The sequence below is a fragment of the Micromonospora sp. RV43 genome (assembly GCF_001029515.1).
Classification (GTDB): Bacteria; Actinomycetota; Actinomycetes; order Mycobacteriales; family Micromonosporaceae; genus Micromonospora; species Micromonospora aurantiaca.
In genome coordinates, this window is sequence record NZ_LEKG01000051.1 from 1 (window position 1) to 21166 (window position 21166).

General features: G+C 75.1%; 21 protein-coding genes and 1 pseudogene. 13 read left to right on the forward strand and 9 right to left on the reverse strand.

Annotated features, from left to right (window positions below):
- Nucleotides 1–222: 222 nt before the first annotated feature.
- Together ABD52_RS14945 and ABD52_RS14950 are read right to left on the reverse strand one after the other, a co-directional pair.
- Complete coding sequence (locus tag ABD52_RS14945) at nt 223–1173, reverse strand: terpene synthase (RefSeq protein ID WP_047892213.1); 951 nt, start codon at nt 1171–1173, stop codon at nt 223–225.
- 128 nt (nt 1174–1301) lie between these two features.
- A complete protein-coding gene (locus ABD52_RS14950) occupies nt 1302–1931 on the reverse strand; it encodes a TIGR03085 family metal-binding protein (RefSeq protein ID WP_047892214.1) in 630 nt (209 codons plus the stop codon).
- Between the two features lie 193 nt (nt 1932–2124).
- Between ABD52_RS14950 and ABD52_RS14955 the strand changes: the two genes are divergently transcribed.
- Nucleotides 2125–3993, forward strand: a complete 1869-nt coding sequence (locus ABD52_RS14955; RefSeq protein WP_225319626.1) for an ABC transporter ATP-binding protein — start codon at nt 2125–2127, stop codon at nt 3991–3993.
- A gap of 55 nt (nt 3994–4048) precedes the next feature.
- The gene (locus tag ABD52_RS14960) at nt 4049–5830 is read left to right on the forward strand and encodes an ABC transporter ATP-binding protein (protein ID WP_047892215.1); all 1782 of its coding nucleotides are present in this window, start codon (nt 4049–4051) and stop codon (nt 5828–5830) included.
- Between the two features lie 28 nt (nt 5831–5858).
- On the opposite strand, the gene rpsD is transcribed toward ABD52_RS14960, so the two are convergent.
- Nucleotides 5859–6467 carry a 30S ribosomal protein S4 gene (gene rpsD, locus ABD52_RS14965; RefSeq protein WP_047892216.1) on the reverse strand — a complete coding sequence of 203 codons (609 nt, stop codon included), beginning with the start codon at nt 6465–6467 and terminating at the stop codon, nt 5859–5861.
- Between the two features lie 67 nt (nt 6468–6534).
- On the opposite strand from rpsD, the gene ABD52_RS14970 reads away from it, so the two are divergent.
- On the forward strand, nt 6535–7266 hold the full coding sequence (locus tag ABD52_RS14970; protein WP_030271961.1) for a DUF2470 domain-containing protein: 732 nt from the start codon (nt 6535–6537) through the stop codon (nt 7264–7266).
- A 64-nt stretch (nt 7267–7330) separates the two neighbouring features.
- Here ABD52_RS14970 and ABD52_RS14975 read toward each other — a convergent pair whose 3' ends face one another.
- The 3 genes from ABD52_RS14975 to ABD52_RS14985 are packed head-to-tail and all read right to left on the reverse strand — an operon-like array spanning nt 7331 to nt 9398.
- Nucleotides 7331–7927, reverse strand: coding sequence for a TetR family transcriptional regulator (locus tag ABD52_RS14975; protein ID WP_047892217.1), 597 nt, complete (start codon nt 7925–7927; stop codon nt 7331–7333).
- Entirely contained in the window at nt 7924–8679 is a 756-nt protein-coding gene (locus tag ABD52_RS14980; RefSeq protein WP_013287560.1) for an ABC transporter permease, read from the reverse strand. The genes ABD52_RS14975 and ABD52_RS14980 overlap by 4 nt, the downstream gene beginning before the upstream one ends.
- Nucleotides 8676–9398 (reverse strand): ABC transporter ATP-binding protein, encoded by a 723-nt coding sequence (locus ABD52_RS14985; protein ID WP_013287559.1) that lies wholly within the window; start codon nt 9396–9398, stop codon nt 8676–8678. The genes ABD52_RS14980 and ABD52_RS14985 overlap by 4 nt, the downstream gene beginning before the upstream one ends.
- A 110-nt stretch (nt 9399–9508) precedes the next feature.
- Between ABD52_RS14985 and ABD52_RS14990 the strand changes: the two genes are divergently transcribed.
- The 5 genes and pseudogenes from ABD52_RS14990 to ABD52_RS15005 all read left to right on the forward strand — a co-directional run bounded on the left by ABD52_RS14990 (nt 9509) and on the right by ABD52_RS15005 (nt 13409).
- On the forward strand, nt 9509–9898 hold the full coding sequence (locus ABD52_RS14990) for a MerR family transcriptional regulator (RefSeq protein WP_053065389.1): 390 nt from the start codon (nt 9509–9511) through the stop codon (nt 9896–9898).
- Nucleotides 9899–10060: 162 nt separating this feature from the next.
- A pseudogene (locus tag ABD52_RS40810) lies at nt 10061–10711 on the forward strand (phosphoribosyl-AMP cyclohydrolase); the annotation flags it as partial.
- A 180-nt stretch (nt 10712–10891) separates the two neighbouring features.
- Nucleotides 10892–11305, forward strand: coding sequence for a phosphoribosyl-AMP cyclohydrolase (gene hisI, locus ABD52_RS40815; protein WP_047892227.1), 414 nt, complete (start codon nt 10892–10894; stop codon nt 11303–11305).
- Nucleotides 11302–12855, forward strand: coding sequence for an anthranilate synthase component I (locus ABD52_RS15000; protein ID WP_047892218.1), 1554 nt, complete (start codon nt 11302–11304; stop codon nt 12853–12855). The genes hisI and ABD52_RS15000 overlap by 4 nt, the downstream gene beginning before the upstream one ends.
- Complete coding sequence (locus ABD52_RS15005; protein WP_013287555.1) at nt 12852–13409, forward strand: Trp biosynthesis-associated membrane protein; 558 nt, start codon at nt 12852–12854, stop codon at nt 13407–13409. Before ABD52_RS15000 ends, ABD52_RS15005 begins: the two co-directional genes overlap by 4 nt.
- Here the strand turns inward: ABD52_RS15005 and ABD52_RS15010 are convergent.
- Nucleotides 13402–13677, reverse strand: a complete 276-nt coding sequence (locus ABD52_RS15010) for a hypothetical protein (RefSeq protein ID WP_013287554.1) — start codon at nt 13675–13677, stop codon at nt 13402–13404. The two genes, ABD52_RS15005 and ABD52_RS15010, sit on opposite strands and share 8 nt — an antisense overlap.
- Before the next feature lie 445 nt (nt 13678–14122).
- Between ABD52_RS15010 and trpC the strand changes: the two genes are divergently transcribed.
- From trpC to trpA, 3 genes are read left to right on the forward strand one after another with little or no spacing between them, the layout of a single operon-like run.
- The gene (trpC, locus tag ABD52_RS15015; protein WP_030271968.1) at nt 14123–14926 is read left to right on the forward strand and encodes an indole-3-glycerol phosphate synthase TrpC; all 804 of its coding nucleotides are present in this window, start codon (nt 14123–14125) and stop codon (nt 14924–14926) included.
- 34 nt (nt 14927–14960) lie between these two features.
- Nucleotides 14961–16187, forward strand: a complete 1227-nt coding sequence (trpB, locus tag ABD52_RS15020; RefSeq protein WP_013475819.1) for a tryptophan synthase subunit beta — start codon at nt 14961–14963, stop codon at nt 16185–16187.
- A gap of 4 nt (nt 16188–16191) precedes the next feature.
- Nucleotides 16192–16995 carry a tryptophan synthase subunit alpha gene (gene trpA / locus ABD52_RS15025; RefSeq protein WP_013287551.1) on the forward strand — a complete coding sequence of 268 codons (804 nt, stop codon included), beginning with the start codon at nt 16192–16194 and terminating at the stop codon, nt 16993–16995.
- 32 nt (nt 16996–17027) lie between these two features.
- On the opposite strand, the gene ABD52_RS15030 is transcribed toward trpA, so the two are convergent.
- Entirely contained in the window at nt 17028–17588 is a 561-nt protein-coding gene (locus tag ABD52_RS15030) for an NUDIX hydrolase (RefSeq protein ID WP_235437471.1), read from the reverse strand.
- Nucleotides 17589–17690: 102 nt separating this feature from the next.
- Here ABD52_RS15030 and lgt point away from each other — a divergent pair, with 102 nt between their 5' ends.
- Together lgt and ABD52_RS15040 are read left to right on the forward strand one after the other, a co-directional pair.
- A complete protein-coding gene (gene lgt / locus ABD52_RS15035; protein ID WP_047892219.1) occupies nt 17691–18932 on the forward strand; it encodes a prolipoprotein diacylglyceryl transferase in 1242 nt (413 codons plus the stop codon).
- Nucleotides 18933–18943: 11 nt separating this feature from the next.
- Complete coding sequence (locus ABD52_RS15040; RefSeq protein WP_013287548.1) at nt 18944–20131, forward strand: NAD(P)/FAD-dependent oxidoreductase; 1188 nt, start codon at nt 18944–18946, stop codon at nt 20129–20131.
- A 121-nt stretch (nt 20132–20252) separates the two neighbouring features.
- On the opposite strand, the gene ABD52_RS15045 is transcribed toward ABD52_RS15040, so the two are convergent.
- Complete coding sequence (locus ABD52_RS15045; protein ID WP_047892220.1) at nt 20253–21095, reverse strand: GNAT family N-acetyltransferase; 843 nt, start codon at nt 21093–21095, stop codon at nt 20253–20255.
- Nucleotides 21096–21166 lie beyond the last annotated feature (71 nt).

Consider the following 21166-nt stretch of genomic DNA (forward strand, 5'->3'; position numbering starts at 1 on the left):
GGCGAAGGCGTGCCGGTCGGGGGAGTCCGCCACACGCTTGAGGAACATGTCCGGTACGGAACGGTACGGTACATCGAGAGCCATCGCTGTAGCCGCCTTCAGGGGTGGAGGGACGTGACGGGGGTCACGCCGGTCTGCGGTTACCGAAGGGTATTGCGTGCACCCGGCCAGCGGCTAGCCCCGATCGGCCGAGTCGTCAGCGGTCCCGCCTGCTGGAACCGGTCAGGCGTACCGGCTGGCCGCGCGGGACCAGTCGTAGGTGGCCCGGATCCAGTCCCGGCGGGTGTCCAGGAACGCCCGCATCCCCTTATCGGCCACGGCGCTCAGCGCCGCGTCCCGCTCCGCGTACGTGGCGAGGGTCTTGTTGAACCGGTCGGCCGCCGCGTACAGCGCCGCCGACTCGTCCTGCCCGGTCTCGCCCGCGATCGTGGTGACCAGGTTGTGCGCCTCCGGGGTGGCGCCCCGCTCCTTGCCGTAGGAGAACAGGTCGTTGCACCAGCAGATCAGGTCGGTGGCGAGGGCGTCCAGCACGGTGAGCGCCGGCGCGACCCGCTGGTCGGCGCGGGGCGCGGACGGGCGGGCCAGGTCGGTCACAGTGAAACTGGGGCGCACCCCGCCGGTGTGGCGGCGCATCTGCGTGTACTCGGCCACCCCCGGCACCCGCCGGCGTTCCCGGTTGGCGGCCTCCCAGAGCAGCGCCAGCAGGTACTCCCGCAACTGGCTGATCAGGCGCAGCAGGTGGGCCGGCCGGCCCCGGTCGCGGGCCCGCCGGCACAGGTCGTGCAGCGCCAGGGCGATCGGCCCGCCGTCGGCCGGTGCGGGCGCCTCCGGGTCGCCGTGCCGGTCGAGCACCGCCAGCAGCGCGGCCAGCGTGGGCGCCAGCAGCGTGGGCGTCGCGCCGAGCCCGTCGTCGTCGCAGGCGTCGTCCACCACGAACAGCCAGTTGACCAGGTCGGTGAGCAGGCGCAATCCGGACGGCGACGCCTCGGGGCAGGCGCGAGCGGCCAGCTCCGCGGCGTGCGCCCCGGCCAGCCGCCGGCGCCCGGCCTGGTCCTCCACCAGGCCGAAGTCGCGTACCCAGGCCGCGCTCTCCGCGGCCGTCTGGTCGACGGCGGGGTGGCGCCGGGAGGGAAAGGGTGGCTCGTGCAGTGCCGAGAGGGCGAAGTCGCGCATCGTCGTCCCCTGTCCGCCGCCCCGCGGGGTCGGGCCGGTGCGCAGGAGCGTACGGGAGGACGTAACCGTTATCGAAGCCGGTCCGTCCACTTTCCACAGTCAGCGAGCGATCGGCTACACACCCTCGGTCAGAGTCCCAGCTCGGCGGTGCGCAGGCGCTCGGCGCGGTCGGCCGGACCGTCCACCTGGACCCGGGCCACCCGCTGCCGTCCGGTGAGGAACAGGACCAGCTCGCCCGGCGCACCGACCAGCCGCAGCCGTTCGCCGCCGCCGCCGGCCCGCAGCTCGCCGTAGCCCGGCGCCTGCACCAGCACCTCGGCCGGGAACCGCCGCAGCGCCATCCGGGCCAGCAGCGCGACCCGCTTCCACAGCACCGCCTGCTGCCCGGCCGGCAGGTTGCGCGGATGCCAGCCCGGACGGGCGCGCCGCACGTCCTCGTGGTGGATGAAGAACTCCATCCCGTTCGCCAGCTCGTCGGTGAGCGGGTTGCTCACCGGGCTCCACACCGGGGGACGGCGTACCCGGGCGATCAGGTCGGCGTACGGCCCGGCGGCGATCCGCCGACGGACCGACTCGCCGTAGCCGCGCAGCGGCGGCAGCAGGATCCCGCCCGCCGCGTCCGGCCGGCGCTCCCGCACCAGCAGGTGCGCCGCCAGGTCACGAGTGGTCCACCCCTCGTTCACAGTCGGTGCGTCCGGTCCCACTTCCAGCATCAGGTCGGCGAGCGCCTCGCGCTCCGCTCGGGCGTACCGCGGCATGGCCCGATCGTAGGCCGGTCCCGGCCGATCGGCGCGCCACGCCCGGCGCGACCACGCCGCCGGACCGCCTCCGGTCGCCGTCGGCCCAGCTCCGGCGGGAACGTGACGGCGGACATATCCCGGCCGGGTCGGCGGGACGGGCGGCGAGCGGTAAGGATGGGGGAGAAAACTGCGGCTTACGGCGGGGGAGAGCGTGGCGAGCGGGACAAGTCGGGACGTGCTCGGCAGAGGGCTACGGGTGCTCGGCCGGGCCATCCGGGAACAGCCACGGATCTTCGCGGTCGCGGTCAGCGGCAGCGTGCTGTTCGGCCTCCTGGTGATCGCCAGCGCGTACGTGGTCGGCGGGGTGGTCGGCGACGTCGTCGTGCCGGCCGTGGAGCGCGGCGAGGTGGCCCGCGGGGCGCTGGCGCTCGCCGCGACGGCGCTGTTCGGCATCAGCGTGCTGCGTGTCGTCGGCATCTTCGGCCGCCGGCTCGGCGCCGGTTACATGCAGTACCGGCTCCAGGCCGCCTACCGCCGCCGGGTCACCCGCCGCTACCTGGAACTGCCGCTGGCCTGGCACCACCGCAACTCCACCGGCACGCTGCTGTCGAACGCCAACTCCGACGTGGAGGCGGCCTGGTACCCGATCGCGCCGCTGCCGTTCGCGGTCGGCACGCTGGTGATGCTCGTCGGCGCGGTGGCCTCACTGTTCTTCACCGACTGGGCGCTGGCCCTGGTCGGCCTCGCCGTGTTCCCGGCGCTGTTCGCGCTCAACGTGGTCTACTCCCGCCGGATGGCGCCCCGGCAGGCCCGGGCGCAGCGGCTGCGGGCCGAGGTCAGCGGCATCGCGCACGAGAGCTTCGACGGCGCGCTCGTGGTCAAGACGATGGGCCGCGAGGCCCAGGAGACGGCCCGCTTCGCCTCCCGCGCCGGTGAGCTGCGCGACGCGCTGATCTCGGTCGGCCGGCTGCGTGGCGTGTTCGACCCGATGCTGGAGACGCTGCCCAGCCTCGGCACGCTCGCCGTGCTGGTGGTCGGCGCGCTGCGGCTGCGGGAGGGCGCGATCACCGTGACCGAGCTGGTCAGCGTCGCGTTCCTGTTCACCGTGCTGGCCTTCCCGGTACGCGCCATCGGCTGGGTGCTGGCCGAGCTGCCGCGCAGCGTCGCCGGGTGGGACCGGGTCCGCCGGGTGCTCGACGCGACCGGCGAGATGCCGTACGGCACGACGACGCTCGACCCGGCCACCCGCGAGCCGGCCACGCTCGCCTTCGACGACGTGCACTTCGCGTACGAGCCGGCCGAGGCGCACCTGCCCGGCGCACAGGTGCTCGGCGAGGTGACGTTCACAGTCCCGGCCGGGAAGACGGTCGCCCTGGTCGGCCCCACCGGCGCGGGCAAGTCGACGATCGCGTCGCTCGCCGTGCGCCTGGTGGACCCGGGCGCCGGCCGGATCACGCTGGACGGCGTGGACGTGCGGGAGCTGACCGCCGCCTCGCTGGCGGCCACGGCGGCGCTCGTGGCGCAGGTGCCGTTCGTCTTCGACGACACGGTCCGGGCCAACATCGCTCTCGACCGGGCCGGCATCGGCGACGACGAGGTCTGGGCGGCGCTGCGGCTGGCCGAGGCGGACGGCTTCGTGGCCGCGCTGCCGGACGGGCTGGACACCATGGTCGGCGAGCGGGGCACGTCGCTGTCCGGCGGTCAGCGCCAGCGGCTGACGCTGGCCCGGGCGCTCGCCGGGCGACCCCGGCTGCTGGTGCTCGACGACGCCACGAGCGCTGTCGACCCGCGGGTCGAGGCGGCCATCCTGGCCGGGCTGCGCGCGCCCGCGGACGGCGGCGCCCCGGCGTCGATCCTGGTGGTGGCGTACCGCCGGGCCACCATCGCGCTCGCCGACGAGGTGATCTACGTGGAGCAGGGCCGGGTGGTCGCCCGCGGCACCCACACCGAGCTGCTGTCCACCGTGCCCGGCTACGCCGACCTCGTCACCGCGTACGAGCAGGCCGAGCAGGAACGCGAGCAGAATCGGACGTACGACGAGGTCACGCCGTTGACCTCGGGCCTGGAGGTGGACCGGTGAGCGCGAGGAGTGCAGCGGAGCGGAGCCCCGCAGTCGCGAACGAACGGCGGGCCCGGTGAGTACGACCACGGGCGAGACCACCGAGGCCACCGAGTCGACCTGGCGGACGCTGCGGCGCGGGCTGGCGCTCTCCCCGGAGCTGCGCACCGGCCTCGCCGGCACGCTGGCGCTGGCGCTGGTCTACATGGTCGGCCGGGTGGCCGTGCCGGTGGCGGTGCAGCGCGGCATCGACCACGGCATCGTCGGCGGCCTCGACCTGAACGTCATCTCGCTGACCGTGGCGATCACCGCCGGCGTGCTGGTGGTCACCACCGCCTGCGGGTACCTGATGATGCGCCGGTTGTTCACGGTGAGCGAGACCGCGCTGGCCGGGGTGCGCACCCGGGCGTTCCGGCACGTGCACGACCTGTCCATGCTGCACCAGCAGTCCGAGCGGCGCGGGTCGCTCGTCTCCCGGGTCACCAGCGACGTCGACCAGATCACCCAGTTCCTCCAGTGGGGCGGCGTGATCCTCATCGTCAACCTGGGCCAGTTGCTGGTGACCACCGCCGTGATGCTCGCGTACTCCTGGCAGCTGACGCTCGTGGTGCTCGTCGCGTTCGCGCCCGCGGTGCTGGTGATCCGGCAGTTGCAGCGCCGCCTCGCCGGTGCGTACGGGCTGGTGCGGCAGCGCACCGGCACGCTGCTCGGCGCGATCGGCGAGAGCGTGGTGGGCGCGCCGGTGATCCGGGCGTACGGCATCGCCGGGCGCACCGCGCGGCGGCTGGACACGGCCATCGACGGGCAGCGGGTGGCCCAGCAGCGGGCGATCCGGATCAGCATCATGGGCAGCTCGGTGGGGGAGCTGGCCGCCGGCCTGGCGCTGGCGGGCGTGGTGGTGGTCGGGGTCAGCCTGGGCGTCGACGGCACGCTGACGGTCGGCCAGCTCACCGCGTTCCTGTTCCTGGTCACGCTGTTCATCCAGCCGGTGCAGATCGCCACCGAGGTGCTCAACGAGGCGCAGAACGCGATCGCCGGCTGGCGCCGGGTGCTGGACGTGCTGGACGTCTCCCCGGACGTCGCCGACCCGGGCGAGCAGGGGCGGGAGCTGCCACCCGGGCCGCTGGACGCCCGCTTCGCCGGTGTCACGTTCGCCTATCCGGGCGGGCCCCCGGTGCTGCACGACGTGACGCTGGACATCCCGGCCAAGAGCCGGGTGGCGGTGGTGGGCGAGACCGGAAGCGGCAAGACCACCTTCGCCAAGCTGCTCACCCGGCTGATGGACCCCACCGAGGGGCAGGTCCTGCTCTCCGGGGTCGACCTGCGGCAGGTGCGCTTCGACTCGCTGCGCTCCCGGGTGGTGATGGTGCCGCAGGACGGCTTCCTGTTCGACGCCACGGTCGGGGAGAACGTCCGCTTCGCCCGCCCCGACCTGACCGACGAGCGACTCACCGCCGCCTTCGCCGAGCTGGGCCTCTCCGACTGGCTGGACGGCCTGCCGTCCGGGCTGGACACACCGGTCGGTGAGCGCGGGGAGGCGTTGAGCGTCGGCGAGCGGCAGCTCGTGGCGCTGGCCCGGGCGTACGTCGCGGACCCGGACCTGCTGGTGCTGGACGAGGCGACGAGCGCTGTCGACCCGGCCACCGAGGTCCGCCTGCAACGGACGCTCGACGCGGTGACCCGGGGCCGGACCACGCTCGCCATCGCGCACCGGCTGTCCACCGCGCAGGCGGCGGACGAGGTGATCGTGGTGGACCGGGGCCGGATCGTGCAGCGCGGCCCGCACGAGGAACTGGTCCGCGACGCCGACTCGGTGTACGCCCTGCTGTACGCGTCCTGGCTGGAGCAGACCCGCTGACCTTGGCGGGTCTGCTCGGGAGCGGCGGTCAGCGGGAGTAGAACTCCACCACCAGCTGCTCGTCGCACACCACCGGCACCTCGTGCCGGGCCGGTTCGCGCACCAGCGTGGCGCGCAGCTCGGCCGGCTGCGCCGACAGGTACGGCCGGGGCTGCGCGTCGGCGTGCGCGCCGGCGGCGGCGAGCTGGAACGGCGGCAGCGCGCGGCTGCGCTCGCGTACGCCGACCACCTGGCCGGGCCGCAGCCGGTACGACGGCCGGTCGACCTTGCGCCCGTCGACTGTGATGTGGCCGTGCGCGACGAGCTGGCGGGCCTGGTAGATGCTGCGCGCCAGCCCGGCCCGCAGCACCACCGCGTCGAGGCGTCGCTCCAGCAGCGCGACGAGCGTCTCGCCGGTCTTGCCGGCGCCCCGGGCGGCCTCGTCGAACAGGCGGCGCAGCTGGGCCTCGCTGACGTTGTACTGGTGGCGCAGCCGCTGCTTCTCCAGCAGCCGCACCTGGTAGTCGGAGGTGGTGCGGCGGGACCGGCCGTGCACACCCGGGGGATAGGGGCGCCGCTCGAAGTACCGCACGCACTTGCGGGTCAGCGGGATACCGAGGGCGCGGGAGAGCCGGGCCTTGGGCCGGGGGTGGTTCACGTCGACGTCTCCGATCGTCTAGCCTGCTTCTTAGGTAAGCCTAACCTATGTTGAGGAGGTCGGGATCATGCGGCCCAGCCCGGCGGAGATCGTGCGGACCCTTGTCGCGGGCCGGTTGCCCGCCCTCGTCCACCTGGCCCGGCACCCCGGCCCGCACCAGGTCCGGCATGCCGTCGACCCCGACGGGCGGGTGCTGCTGCTCGTACCCGTGGTCAGTGACCTCGCCGCGGCGCTCGTGCCGCCGGCGGGCGACACCGACGTGGCCACCGTGCTCGACGTGCTCGACCTGCCGCCGGCGGCCGGGGCGCCCTCGCTCGGCCGGGCCTGGGTGTCCGGCTGGGCCGAGCGGCTGGACGGGGACGAGGCGCGCGACGCGGCAGTCGACTTCGCCGCCACCGACCCTGTCGGCGACCTGCTCGACGTGGGCAGCCGCTTCCACCTGCACCGCTTCGAGGTGGCCGAGGCCCGCTGGGAACGCGCCGGGCGCGTGCGCCGGGTCGACCCGGAGGCGTACGCGGAGGCCGAGCCGGACCCGCTGCACCCGGTCGAGGCCGACCTCCTCGCCGACCTGGCCGACCACCACGCCGAGCAGGTCGGCGACTACCTGCGGCGGCGGCTGGACCTGCCCGGCGACCAGACGCCGCAGGTGGTCCGGATCGACAGGTACGGGCTGCTGGTCGCACACGGGCGGCCCGGCGCGACCCGGCGGGCCCGGCTTGCCTTCCCCCGGCCCGTCGCCGACGTGGCGGAGCTGTCCCGCCTGCTGCACCCGATGCTCTGCCCCCGGGCCGCCGCCTGAGCAGCGCCGGCCCGGCTGCCCGAGCAGCGCGGTCCCGGCCGTCGGAGCCGTCGGCCGGGCCGGCTCAGGTGATGTCGCCGGTGAGGTACCGCTGGACCGTCGGGCCGATGGCTGCCACCAGCGTCGCCGGCTCGGCCGTGGCGACCGCGTCGAGGCGGAGCACGTACCGCATCATGGCCAGCCCGGCGAGCTGCGTGGCGACCAGCCCGCCGCGCAGCGCGCGCTGCGCCGGGTCGACGTCGAGCTGGTCGAGCACCCGGCGCAGCACCTGCGTGACCAGGAACTCGCGCAGCAGGCGCGCGGTCCAGTCGTTGCTCACCGCCGACCGCAGCAGCGCCACCGCCGCCGTGCCGGTGGGGGAGTCCCAGACCTCCAGGAACACCCGGACCATCCGCTCGCCGAGCGCGTCCGGGCCGCCGGCGAGCACCGCCGGCAGCAGCCGTCCCGGGTCGGCCGGGAACGCCGTCGCGGCCCGGAACAGCTCCTCCTTGCCGCCGAAGTAGTGGTGCACGAGCGCCGGGTCCACGCCGGCCGCGGCGGCGATGGCCCGGATCGACGCGGCGTCGAAGCCGCGTTCGGCGAACGCCTCCCGCGCCGCGGCGAGGATGGCCTCGCGGGTGTCCGGGCTGCCGGGCCGCCGCCCGGTGCGCCGCGCGTTCACCCGCTGCGCCGGCGCAGCGTCGCGGCGGCCAGCACCAGCGCCGCCACCGCCGCCCCGGCCACGATCGCCAGGTCCCGCCACATCGTCCCGGTCGGTTCGGCGTGCGCGCCGACCTCCTGCAACGCCTCGACCGCGTACGACAGCGGCAGCACGTCGCTGACCGCCTGGAGCCAGCCGGCCATCTCGCCGCGCGGCACGAACAGGCCGCACAGCAGCAGTTGCGGCGCCACCACCACCGGCATGAACTGGACCGCCTGGAACTCGGTGCGGGCGAACGCCGAGCAGAACAGCCCGAGCGCCACCGCGAGCACCGCGTTCACCCCGGCGATCAGCACGACCAGCCACGCGCTGCCCGCGGTCTCCAGCCCGAACACCCGGTACGCGACGACCGAGGCGACTGTGGACTGGAGCACCCCGGCCAGGCCGAACGCGATGCCGTAGCCGAACAGCAGGTCGAGCTTGCCCAGCGGCGTGGTGAGCAGCCGCTCCAGCGTGCCCGTGGTGCGCTCGCGGAGCATGGCGATGCTGGTCACCAGGAACATGATGATGAACGGGAAGAAGCCCAGCATGATCAGGGCCACCCGGTCGAACGTACTGGGCCCGCCGGGCGGGGCGGGCTGGTCGACGTACATGAAGTAGACGAGCGTGAGCAGCACCGACGGCACCACCACGAGCAGCGCCACGGTCCGCCGGTCGTGCCGGAGCTGGCGCAGGATGCGCCCGGTGGTGGCGGCCAGGATCCGTCCGTTCATCGCGCCTCTCCCTCGGCGTCGCGGATCAGGCGCAGGAACGCCTCCTCCAGGTCGTCGGTCCCGGTGGCGGCGCGGACCGCGGCCGGGGTGTCGTCGGCGACCAGCCGTCCCTCGCGGATCAGCAGCAGCCGGTCGCAGCGGGCGGCCTCGTCCATCACGTGGCTGGAGACCAGCAGCGTGGTGCCGTTCGCGGCCATGGCATGGAACCGGGCCCACAGGTCGGCCCGCAGCACCGGGTCCTGGCCGACTGTCGGTTCGTCGAGGATCACCAGCTCGGGTTCGCCGACGAGCGCGCAGGCGAGCGAGGCGCGGCTGCGCTGGCCGCCGGAGAGCGTGCCGACGAGCTGGTCGGCCGCCTCGGCGAGGCCTACGTCGGCCACCGCGCGGTCGGCCTCGGCGCGGCCCCGGCCCTGGAGCACCGCGAAGTAGCGGGCGTTCTCCCGCACCGTCAGGTCGGCGTAGACGCTCGGGGCCTGGGTCAGGTAGCCCACCCGGCGGCGCAGGTCGGCCGAGCCGGCCGGGCGGCCGAGCACGTCGACGGTGCCGGAGCCGACCGTCTGCACGCCGACCACCGCGCGCATCAGCGTGGTCTTGCCGCTGCCGCTGGGCCCGAGCAGCCCGGTCACCGTGCCCCGGGGCACCTCGCAGCTGATGCCGTGCAGCACCCGCCGCCCGCCCCGGTCGACCACCAGCTCGCGGACCGACACCGCGTCGTCCATGCTCGCCTCCATCAATTCATCACCCGTTGAACTCAACGATAGGTGAATTGCGTGCGCCTGGCAATGAGGGACTTGACTTCGAGTGCGCTCGAACTGGAAGCCTGGAGGGCGTGGACATCAGCACGCGGGAGATGAGCCTCACGGTGGGTGAGGCGGCGGAACGGGTCGGCCTGACCACCTACACGCTGCGCTGGTACGAGCAGGAGGGGCTGGTGGGCCGCGTCGGGCGGGACTCGTCGGGCCGCCGGCGCTACACCGAGTCCGACGTCAACTGGCTGTTCCTGCTCACCCGGCTGCGGCGCACCGGGATGCCGGTTCGCGACATGCGCCGCTGCGCCGAACTGGCCCGGCACGGGGACAGCACGCTCGGCGCGCGGCGGGCGCTGTTCGAGGCGCACCGGGCCCGCGTGCTGGCCCGGATGGCCGAGCTGGAGGAGGACCTGAAGGTCCTCGAACACAAGATCGACGCGTACCGCCGGGCCGAGGAGGAATCAGGCTGAACGCCCCAGTGGCGGACAGTGGGTCCGGCAACGGTCATTGCGGTGAAGATCGGATTTCGGCACCATGACGCCGTGGGTCCAGCGCAGTTGCCCGACACCGCGTTCCTCGACGACTGGGCCGCCCGCCTGCGGCAGGCCGCCGACCGGCCGGTCGTCGGGATCATGCTGCGCGGCAGCCATGCCCGGCGGGCCGCCACCGAGCACAGCGACGTGGACGTGGACGTGCTCGTGGTCGCCGACGACGGACGGACCGCCGGCACGGGCGCCCGGCAGGCAGCGTCCCGCCGCGGCACGCCGTACGCGGCCCGGCGGGCGTACCTGACCGAGTTCGCCGGTCGCCTCGTGCACGTGTCGGTGGCCGCCCGTGACGTCCGCTCGTGGGTGCGCCGGCTGGGCCAGCCCGCCGACTGGGCGTTCGGCCTCCCGGTCACCGCGCCCGCCCGGCTGCTGTGGGCCGTACCGGAATGGCGCCGCCGGATCGACCTGCCGGTGCTCTGCCAGCCCGCCGACGAGCCGCGCCTGGAGGAGCTGATCGCGACGCTGGGCAAGGTCGCCGCGGCCCGTGTGGCCGACGACGCGGTCGGGGTCCGGCTCGCCGCGGCCGACCTGGCCCGGCTCTGCCCCTCGGTGCTGCGGCCGGCCAACCCGAGCGTGCGCGTGGTGTCCCGGCGGGCCGCCCTGGCCGCCGCGCTGGACCTGCCGGTCGCCCCGCCCGGCTACCGCCACGACATGCTGCTCTGCCTCGGGCTGCGCGCCGGTGACCCGGCCGAGGTCGGCGCCGCCGCCGGACGGCTGGTCACCGGCATCCTGCCGCTGATCCGCCCGTACGCGGACGAGATCGCCGCCACCCACGGGGCGGACCTGGCCGAGGCGCTGGTCGACGGCCGGGTGGACCGCTACCTCGGCCGGTTGGGCCGGGCGCTGGGGACGGTGACGCCCGCCTCCCGGGACACGTCGGCGGTGCCCGGGCCGCGTGCGGGAGAATGGTCAACCGTGCCCGCCCCTGACGCGCCGCTGACCGGCGCCCCCGCTCCCGGACCGGCCCGTCCGTCCCGGCTCGACCCGGCCGTCGCGGCCAAGCTCCGCCGCACCCCGGACGGCCTGGTCGCCGCCGTGGTCCGCGCCCACGACTCGGGCGAGGTGCTGATGGTCGCCTGGATGGACGACGAGGCGCTGCACCGGACGCTCACCACCGGCCAGGCCACCTACTGGTCGCGCAGCCGCGGCGAGTACTGGGTCAAGGGCGCCACCTCGGGCAACCACCAGTACGTCCGCTCGGTGGCGCTCGACTGCGACGGCGACGCGCTGCTGGTCAGCGTGGAGCAGGTCGGGGCGGCCTGCCACACCGGGCAGCGCACCTGCTTCTTCACCGAACTGCCGGTCAGCTTCCCGGAGGCGACCCCGTGACCGACGGCACGGTCAGCCCGGACCGGACCACCTTCGCCGACCTGGCCGCCCGCTGGCGGGTCGTGCCGGTGACCCGGCGGCTGCTCGCCGACGCGGAGACGCCGGTCGGGGTCTACCGCAAGCTGGCCGGCGGCCCCGGCACGTTCCTGCTGGAGTCCGCCGAGCAGGGCGTCGGCTCGGCCGGCACGGCCTGGTCGCGCTACTCGTTCATCGGCGTCCGCAGCAGCGCCACGCTCACCGAGCGCGACGGCGCGGCGAGCTGGACCGGCACGCCACCCGCGGGCGTGCCCACCGGCGGCGACCCGGTCACCGTGCTGCGCGAGACAGTCGCCGCGCTCGCCGGGCCGGGCTGGGATCCGGCCGGTGACATGCCGCCGCTGACCGGTGGCCTGGTCGGCTACCTCGGGTACGACCTGGTCCGCCGCTTCGAGCGCCTGCCCGAGCTGACCGAGGACGAGCTGGACGTGCCCGAGCTGGGCATGATGCTCGCGACCGACCTGGTGGTCCTCGACCACTACGAGGGGTCCGCGATCCTGGTCGCCAACGCGGTGCTGCCGCCGCTGGACGACCCCGACCGGGCGGAGCGGGTCGAGGCCGCGTACCACCACGCCGTCGGCCGCCTCGACGCGATGACCACAGCGTTGTCCCGACCGATTCCGCCCATGGTCTCGACAGTCGGCCGGCCCGGCGTCGGCGAGGTGGTCAGCCGCACCCCGGAGGGCGGTTACCCGGAGGCGGTGGAGGCGGCCAAGGAGGCGATCCGGGCCGGCGAGTGCTTCCAGATCGTGCTCAGCCAGCGCTTCGAGCGCCCCACCGACGCCGACCCGCTCGACGTCTACCGGGTGCTGCGCACCACGAACCCCAGCCCGTACATGTACCTGCTGCGCTTCGACGGCTTCGACATCGTCGGGTCGTCCCCCGAGGCGCACCTCAAGGTCAGCGCCGGGCCGGACGGGCGGCGGCGGGCGCTGCTGCACCCCATCGCCGGCACCCGGCCGCGCGGCGGATCCCCGGACGGCGACGCGAAGCTCGCCGCCGAGCTGCTCGCCGACCCCAAGGAACGCGCCGAGCACGTGATGCTCGTCGACCTGGGCCGCAACGACCTGGGCCGGGTGTGCCGGCCGGGCACCGTCGAGGTGCCCGAGTTCGCCACCATCGAGCGGTACAGCCACGTCATGCACATCGTCTCCACTGTCGTCGGCGGGCTGCGCGACGACCGCACCGCGTTCGACGCGCTGGCCGCGACGTTCCCGGCCGGGACGCTCAGCGGCGCGCCCAAGGTGCGCGCCATGGAGATCATCGAGGAGCTGGAGCCGGTGCGGCGCGGCGTCTACGGCGGCACCGTCGGCTACTTCGCCTTCGGCGGCGACCTGGACATGGCCATCGCGATCCGGACCGCGCTGATCCGCGACGGCCGCGCCTACGTGCAGGCCGGCGCCGGGATCGTGGCCGATTCCGACCCCGCCGCCGAGGACCAGGAGACGCGGAGCAAGGCCGCCGCCGTCCTCGCCGCCATCGCGGCCGCCGAGACGCTGCGGGCGGCCCGGTGAGCGCGCCCGGCACCACCGCGCCGGCGGCCCGCGGCCGGCGCGAACTCGCGTACGCGGTGCTGCTCTGCCTGGCCGGCGCGGGCCTGGCCTGCTGGGCGGTGACCCGGACCTGGGCGGTGGAGGTGACCGCCCGGGGGTCGCTGCCGTCCGGGCGGGCCGAGCGCACCGGCACGGACCTGCTGCCCTGGGTGCTGGCGCTGACCTACGTGGGACTCGCCGGCGGTGGCGCGGTGCTCGCCACCCGGGGCCGGCTGCGCCGGCTGCTGGGTGTGCTGCTGGCCGGTGTCGGCGTGGCCGTGACGGTCGGCGGCGGGATCGGCCTGACCGAGGCCGGGGTGAGCCGGCAGTGGCCTGCGCTGGTGCTGGCCGGCGGCCTGGCGCTGGCGGCCGGCGGCGCGTTCACCGCGCTGCGCGGCGACGGCTGGCCGGCGATGGGCGCCCGGTACGAGCGGCGGTCCGCCCCGGCGGACGAGCCCGGCCGGCCGGCCGTCGAGCGTGGCACCCGGGACGCGTGGGACGCGCTGGACCGGGGCGAGGACCCGACGGTCAGCTGACCGGCTGCGCCTCGCGGGCGTCGCGCCGCTGCCGGGCCGCGGCCCGCGCGGCGGCCAGCTCGGCCACCAGCCGCTCCAGCTCGCGGCGCTGGGCGGCGCGGGCCCGGTCGGCGCAGACCGCCTCCCAGGCGTTGCCGCGGGCGGTACGCGTCCGGCCGTCGCCGGCGACCGCGCGTTCGAGCGTGTCCACCACGCCGACGGCGAGGGAGGCGACGGTACGGGAGATGGTGGTCAAGCCGATGGTCTGGGTCGGCCCGTTGGCGCTCATGGTCACCCCATACGAGATCGTTGGCGACGGTCGGCAGCCGCCGCCGTCGAGTGTGCCCGACGACGATGCTTCCGGGCGGACGTTTCGCCGCCGTGAAGCACAGGTCAACGCTGTCGCACCGGGGACGACCTGGGCAGGGCCGGAGGTCCTTGAGCTTGGTCACAGCCCACGGCCGGAACCCGTCCTGCGGGGCCGGAACGATCGTGGTGAGATAGGGGATGGGTGACGGTCGATGCCAGCGGTGGCGCTGCGTGACATGGCGTTCACCGGAAGTCGGCCATCATGCCACAGCCCATGTCGTGAGGTGCGCCATACCCCCCGGCACTCGTCGCCAGGTGGCGCCCCCTAGCATCGGCCCATGACGCCCGGAGAGGGGAGTCCGTTGGTGACTGCTGAGCATGCGCACGCGGAGGGGGACGACGCCGGAGCGGCGCCGTCCGCAGGGGTGCTCGACGAGATCCTGGCCGGCGTGCGCGAGGACGTGGCCCGGCGCCAGGAGCAGGTTCCGCTGGAGCGGATCCGTGAACTGGCCGCCGCCGCGCCGCCACCGCTCGACGCGTACGCGGCCCTGCGCCGCCCCGGCGTGGCCGTGATCGCCGAGGTGAAGCGCTCGTCGCCGTCCAAGGGGCGGCTGGCCGAGATCGCCGACCCGGCCGACCTGGCCGGTGACTACGCGGCCGGTGGCGCGCGGGCGATCAGCGTGCTGACCGAGGGCCGCTGGTTCGGCGGGTCGCTCGACGACCTCGCCGCGGTGCGGGCCGCGGTGAACGTGCCGGTGCTGCGCAAGGACTTCGTGGTCTCCAGCTACCAGGTGCACGAGGCCCGCGCGCACGGCGCCGACCTGGTGCTGCTGATCGTGGCCGCGCTGGAGCAGAACGTGCTGGTCGGGCTGCTGGAGCGGATCGAGTCGCTCGGCATGACCGCGCTGGTCGAGGTGCACACCGAGGAGGAGGCGGACCGCGCCCTGGAGGCCGGCGCGCAGGTCATCGGCGTGAACGCCCGCGACCTGCGTACCCTGGAGGTCGACCGCTCCGTGTTCGAGCGGATCGCGCCCGGCCTGCCCAGCAGCGTCGTCAAGATCGCCGAGTCCGGGGTGCGCGGTCCGCACGACCTGATCCGGTACGCCTCCGCCGGCGCCGACGCCGTGCTGGTGGGCGAGGGCCTGGTCACCCAGAAGAGCCCGCGCGAAGCCGTCGCCGAGCTGGTCAACGCCGGTAACCACCCGGCCACGCCCCGCCCGGTGCGCTGAGCCGCCGGGCACCCGATCCGAGAGGACGCCCGCGATGAGCGCCGCACCCGCAACCGGCCAGGTCCCCGACGCCGCCGGTCACTTCGGCCGGTTCGGCGGCCGGTTCGTCCCCGAGGCGCTCGTCGCCGCGCTCGACGAGCTGGACGCGGCGTACCGGAAGGCGATGGGCGACGAGGACTTCCTCGCCGAGTTCGACGCGCTGCTGCGCGACTACGCCGGCACGCCCTCGATGCTCTACGAGGCCCGGCGGTTCTCCGCGCAGATCGGCGCGCGGGTCCTGCTCAAGCGGGAGGACCTCAACCACACCGGCGCGCACAAGGTCCGCAACGTGCTGGGCCAGGCGCTGCTCACCAAGCGGATGGGCAAGCGGCGGGTCATCGCGGAGACCGGCGCCGGCCAGCACGGCGTCGCCACCGCCACCGCCGCCGCGCTGTTCGACCTGGAATGCGTCGTCTACATGGGCCAGGTGGACACCGAGCGGCAGGCGCTGAACGTGGCGCGGATGCGGATGCTCGGCGCCACTGTCGTCCCGGTGACCACCGGCTCGCGCACGCTCAAGGACGCGATGAACGAGGCGATGCGGGACTGGGTCGCCAACGTCGACAGCACCCACTACCTGATCGGCACCGCCGCCGGGCCGCACCCGTTCCCGGAGATGGTCCGCGACTTCGTGCGCGGAATCGGCGAGGAGGCGCGCCGGCAGTGCCTGGACCTGACCGGCGCGCTGCCGGACGCGGTGGCGGCCTGCGTCGGCGGCGGCTCCAACGCGCTGGGCATCTTCCACGCGTTCGTGCCGGACGCCGGGGTCCGGCTCTACGGCTTCGAGGCCGGCGGCGAGGGCGTCGACACCGGCCGGCACGCCGCCAGCATCACCGGCGGCTCGTCCGGCGTGCTGCACGGCACCCGCACGTACGTCCTCCAGGACGCCGACGGCCAGACCATCGAGTCGCACTCGATCTCGGCCGGCCTGGACTACCCGGGCGTCGGGCCGGAGCACGCCTGGCTGCACGACACCGGCCGGGCCACCTACCTGCCGGTCGACGACGCCGACGCGATGGCCGCGTTCGAGCTGCTCTGCCGCACCGAGGGCGTGATCCCGGCGATCGAGAGCGCGCACGCGCTCGCCGGTGCCCGCGCGATCGCCCCCCGGCTCGCCGAGGAGCTGGGCCGGGAGCCGGTGATCGTGGTCAACCTGTCCGGGCGGGGCGACAAGGACGTGCACACCGCCGGCGCGTACTTCGGCATCCTCGACAAGGAGTGACAGCGTGAGCCGCATCGGGGTCGCCTTCGACAAGGCGCGGGCGGACGGGCGGGCGGTGCTGGTCGGTTGCATGCCGGCGGGCTTCCCGACCGTCGAGGGCAGCATCGCCGCCATGAAGGCCATGGTCGAGGCGGGCGTGGACGTCATCGAGGTGGAGATCCCGTACTCCGACCCGGTGATGGACGGCCCGGTCATCCAGAAGGCGAGCGACATCGCGCTCGCCGGCGGTGTCCGCGTCGCCGACGCGCTGCGCGTCGTCGAGGCGGTCGCGGCGACCGGGGCGAGCGTGGTCACCATGACCTACTGGAACCCGATCGAGCAGTACGGCGTGGACGCGTTCGCCCGCGACATGGCCGCCGCCGGCGGCACCGGCCTGATCACGCCGGACCTGATCCCGGACGAGGCCGCCGAGTGGCTGGCCGCCTCCGACGCGCACGGCCTGGACCGCACGTTCCTGGTCTCGCCGTCCTCGACCGACGCGCGGCTGCGGATGACAGTCGAGCACTGCCGCGGCTTCGTCTACGCCACCGCGATCATGGGCGTCACCGGCGCCCGCGCGCAGACCTCCGAGGCGGCGCCGATCCTGGTCTCCCGGCTGCGCGAGGTCACCGACATCCCGGTCGGCGTCGGGCTGGGCGTCGGCACCGGCGCGCAGGCCGCCACAGTCGCCGGGTACGCCGACGCGGTGATCGTGGGCAGCGCGCTGGTCCGCTGCGTGCTGGACGCTCCGGACCAGGCTGCCGGCCTGACCGCGCTGCGCAAGCTCAGCGCCGAACTCGCCGAGGGCGTCCGCAACCCCGCTCGCTGACCGCCGGCTCGCCATGCCCTTGATCGACTCCATTACGCCGAGCTGGCGTGGTCATAGACGCCAGGACCTCGCCACTTCGCCGAACTGGTGTCGATCATGCGCGAGCGCGGCTGTCCGTCGCCGGGTGGCGTGAGCGCGTCGGCGGCGGTCGTGTGCCGCAGCACGCCGGCGCGGCCGGCGAGCGCGTCCGCGATCGCCGCGCGCGTGGCGGGGGTCAGCACGTCGGGCAGTTCCTGCGGCGGCCACCACCGCGGCAGGCACCCGGCCACCGGATCGCCCGCGGGCCCGGCATCAACCGGCGCGGCGCGGAACACGTGCACCAGCACGTCCGGCCGCCCGCCGCAGCGCCCGGCCGGCGGCGGAGGCGCCTGCCGGCCGATCACCCGGTAGAGGCCGACCAGGTCGACCGGCGTCACCGCCCAGCCGGTCTCCGCACGGACCGCCCGGACGACGGCGTCCGCCGGGCTCTCGTCGTGACGCAGCCGCCCGCCCGGCAGGCCCCAGCGCCGGGCCCCCTCGGACCGGCGGCAGAGCAGCAGCCGGCCGGACCCGTCGGTGACGACAGCGGCGACCGCCCAGGTGAGCGGGCTCATGGACAAACAGCCTACGACCGTGCAAAACAGAAGTCATCCGACCCGCGCGGCAGGCGGCCCGGGGTGCCGCACACACAGTCCGCACCGGTACCGTGTGCACCCGTGACCCTCGCCCCGATGACCCCACTGGCGGCCATGCCCAGCCCCAGCACCGCCGTCTGGCAGCTCGGTCCGGTTCCGATCCGGGCGTACGCGCTCTGCATCATCCTCGGCATCGTGGTGGCCTGCGTGGTCACCGAGTACCGGCTGCGCCGCCGCGGTGTGGCGCCGGGCGCGGTGCTCGACATCGCCGTCTGGGCCGTGCCCGCGGGCATCATCGGCGCGCGGATCTACCACGTGATCACCTCGCCGGAGAAATACTTCGGCGCCGGCGGTGAGCCGATCAAGGCGCTCTACATCTGGGAGGGCGGCCTCGGCATCTGGGGCGCGGTGGCCGGCGGCGCGGTCGGCGCGTGGCTCGCCGCGCGGCAGCTCGGCATCCCGTTCACCGTCATCGCCGACGCGCTGGCGCCGGGGCTGCCTTTGGCGCAGGCCGTCGGCCGCCTGGGCAACTGGTTCAACAACGAGCTGTACGGCGGGCGGACCACGCTGCCGTGGGGCCTCGAAGTGCACGTGATGGACCCGGACAACCCGGGTCACGCGCTGCGCGACGACGCCGGCAACCCGGTGCTCCAGCCCGGGCTCTACCACCCGACGTTCCTCTACGAGGCGCTCTGGAACGTCGGCGTCGCCGCGCTGGTGCTGTTCCTCGACCGTCGCCTGCGGCTCGGCCGCGGCCGGGCGTTCGCGCTCTACGTGATGGGCTACACGGCGGGCCGGTTCTGGATCGAGCTGATGCGCACCGACGAGGCGAACCTGATCCTCGGCGTACGCCTCAACGTCTGGACCGCCGCGCTGGTCTTCCTCGGCGCGCTCGCCTACTTCATCCGGGTCCGCGGTCCCCGCGAATACCTGGTGCCGGTGGGCGAGCCGGCCCCCGCGACCGGCCCGGCCGGGGACGTGTCCCAGGTCGACCTCTCCGCCCGGGAGGCCGCCGAACGGCCGGCCGCGCCCGAGGGCTACCGGGTGGTGACCGAGGAACAGTTCGACGCGTACCGGCAGACCGGTGTGCTGCCCCCGGTCGACGACGAACGGCCGGAGGCCGCCACCGGGGCCGACGCCGCCACGGACGACGCGGACGAGGCCGGACGCGCGAGCACCGGCTCCGCCGCCACCGAGGGTGCGGACGCCACCGGCCGCGCGGACGCGGACGGCGACGACACGGACCCGGATCGGGCCGACGCGGAGCGCACGAACGCCGGCCGGGCCGACAGCGGCGGGCGCCCGGCGGACCGGGACAGCTGAGCGGGGGAGTCATGCGCAGCGCGGTGGTGGTCGGCGCCGGCCTCGGCGGAATGGCGGCGGCCGGTGTGCTGGCCCGGTCGGGCTGGCAGGTCACGCTGCTGGAACGCGCCGACCGGGTCCGCCCGGAGGCGACCGCCGTGGTGCTCTGGCCCAACGGGGTACGCGCGCTGCGCGCCCTCGGTCTGGGCGACGGGCTCGACGCGATCGCCACCCCGCTGCCCGACGGTGGCGTGCGCCGCCCGGACGGGCACTGGCTGGTGCAGGCCCGGTCCACGCCGGCCGAGCGGATGCCGGTGGTGGTGCACCGGGAGGACCTGCACGACGCGTTGATCGCCGGCCTGGGTGACCGGGTCGAGCTGCGTACCGGGGTGACAGTGCGGACCGTACGCGCGGCGTCGGGCGAGCGTCCGGCGGTGGGCGACGGCCGGCACACCTACGAGGCGGACCTGGTGGTGGCCGCCGACGGCACGGACAGCGAGATCCGGCGGCACCTCGCCCCGGAGACCGCCGTGGTCAGCTCCGGGTGCGCGGCCTGGCGGGCGGTCATCCCCTGGTACCGGGCCCCGCAGTTGCCCGACGACCAGCCGGTGCACGGCGAGACGCTCGGCGCCGGATACCGCTTCCTGGCCGCCTCGCTAGGCGAGCGGGGCACCGCGGGCGCGTCCCGTCGGGGCGGCGTCTACTGGGTCGCCACCGCCGCGGGCGCGCCCCGCCCCGAGCCGCCGGAGATCCAGCTCGCGCTGCTGAAGCGCTGGTTCGCGGGCTGGCCCGCCCCGATCGGCACGCTGCTGGAGGCGACCGACCCGGAGGACGTCGTCCAGCAGGAGATCCGCGAGCTGCGCCCGCTACCGAAGGCGTACGGCTTCCCGGCCGGTCCGGGCGGCGTGGTGCTGCTGGGCGACGCCGCGCACGCCATGCCGCCACACCTCGGCCAGGGCGCCTGCCTGGCGTTCGAGGACGCCGCGACGCTGGCCGGGCTGCTACGGGAGTCGCGGCTGCCTGATGCGGTGACCGCGTACGACAGGTTGCGCCGCCCCCGCGCGGCCACGATGGTCCGGCAGACCCGGCGGATGTCGGCGGTCCTGCAGGCCCGGGGCCGGCTGGCGCTGCGCGCGCGGGACGCGGCTCTGGGCACGATCAGCCCGCGACTGCGCAACACCGCCGCTGCGGCGGCCGCCGCCTGGCAGCCGCCGTCCTGACCGTCCGCGCGCGGCCTGTCCGCGTGCGGACGTCCCTCGGGCGGCCCGGCTCCCCGGCGGCCCGGCCCTCAGTCGGCGCGGTCCCCGGGCGACCGGCCCGGCCCGACAGCCGGGTAAGTAGTCAGATGACGGCGGCGGGCTCGGCGATGCAGGCGGTGCCGATCCGGCGGAATCCGACCCGCAGGTAGACGCGGGCGATGTCCTCGCTGCCGGCGCTCAGGAAGATCAGGTCGGTGCCGGCGGCGCGCAGTTCCCGCGCGAGCGTGGCGGTCACCGCCGCGCCCAGTCCGCGCTGCCGGGCGGACGGCAGCGTGGCCACCCCGGCGATCTCCGCCACGTCGTCGACCCGCATCGCCATCCCGCTGGCGAGCGCGCCCTCGTCGAGCGTCTCGGCGAGCACCGAGATACGCCGCCCGTCGGCGACCCGGGTCGCCTCCTCCTCCAGCGCCGCCACGTCCAGCTGGGCGAGGGCGGCGTCCCGCTCGGCCGGTCCGGCGTCGCCGCGCGCGGTGCCGCCGTTGGCGAAGCCGACCGCCGCGACGGCCCGTCGCAGCGCGATGTCCGCCGCGAAGCCGGGGTCGCCGGGGTCCAGCACCCGCACCGGTACGTCGCTGAACGTCCCCGGATCGGGCAGCCGCTCCGGCTCCAGCAGCATCAGCGGCGCCTCCAGCACGCTGAGCCCGGCCGAGCGGGCCACCGCCAGCAGGTCGGGCTGGTGCTCGTGCACCCACTCGAACGCCTCCGGCAGGCCCAGCTCCCGCTGCCGGGCGCGGACCGCTGTCACGTCGGCGAGCGTGGGCGCCTCGGTGGCGTCGATCCGGGGCCGGGCGTAGAACGGCCAGCCGTCCCCGTCGCGGACGAACAGCACCAGGGCGCCGTAATCCTCGGTCCGGGCCCCGTCGCGGGGCACCGCGTCGTAGAACCGCTCCAACCGGTCGAGTACGTCAGCGCGTGCGAGATCCACCGCGCGAGACTACACGTCCCAGCATCTGGAAGTGTGATCAATCTGAACTGGCCTTGCGCCGGAAGCCCTAA

Excerpts from the sequence above, each read along its gene's own strand:
- ABD52_RS15030 (WP_235437471.1), bottom strand. The coding sequence starts at position 17,588 with ATGAGCCCGCTCACCTGGGCGGTCGCCGCTGTCGTCACCGACGGGTCC.
- ABD52_RS14980 (WP_013287560.1), bottom strand. The coding sequence starts at position 8,679 with ATGAACGGACGGATCCTGGCCGCCACCACCGGGCGCATCCTGCGCCAG.
- ABD52_RS14985 (WP_013287559.1), bottom strand. The coding sequence starts at position 9,398 with ATGGACGACGCGGTGTCGGTCCGCGAGCTGGTGGTCGACCGGGGCGGG.
- ABD52_RS15040 (WP_013287548.1), top strand. The coding sequence starts at position 18,944 with ATGCGCAGCGCGGTGGTGGTCGGCGCCGGCCTCGGCGGAATGGCGGCG.
- trpB (WP_013475819.1), top strand. The coding sequence starts at position 14,961 with ATGAGCGCCGCACCCGCAACCGGCCAGGTCCCCGACGCCGCCGGTCAC.
- ABD52_RS14945 (WP_047892213.1), bottom strand. The coding sequence starts at position 1,173 with ATGCGCGACTTCGCCCTCTCGGCACTGCACGAGCCACCCTTTCCCTCC.
- ABD52_RS14970 (WP_030271961.1), top strand. The coding sequence starts at position 6,535 with ATGCGGCCCAGCCCGGCGGAGATCGTGCGGACCCTTGTCGCGGGCCGG.
- ABD52_RS14950 (WP_047892214.1), bottom strand. The coding sequence starts at position 1,931 with ATGCCGCGGTACGCCCGAGCGGAGCGCGAGGCGCTCGCCGACCTGATG.
- ABD52_RS15010 (WP_013287554.1), bottom strand. The coding sequence starts at position 13,677 with ATGAGCGCCAACGGGCCGACCCAGACCATCGGCTTGACCACCATCTCC.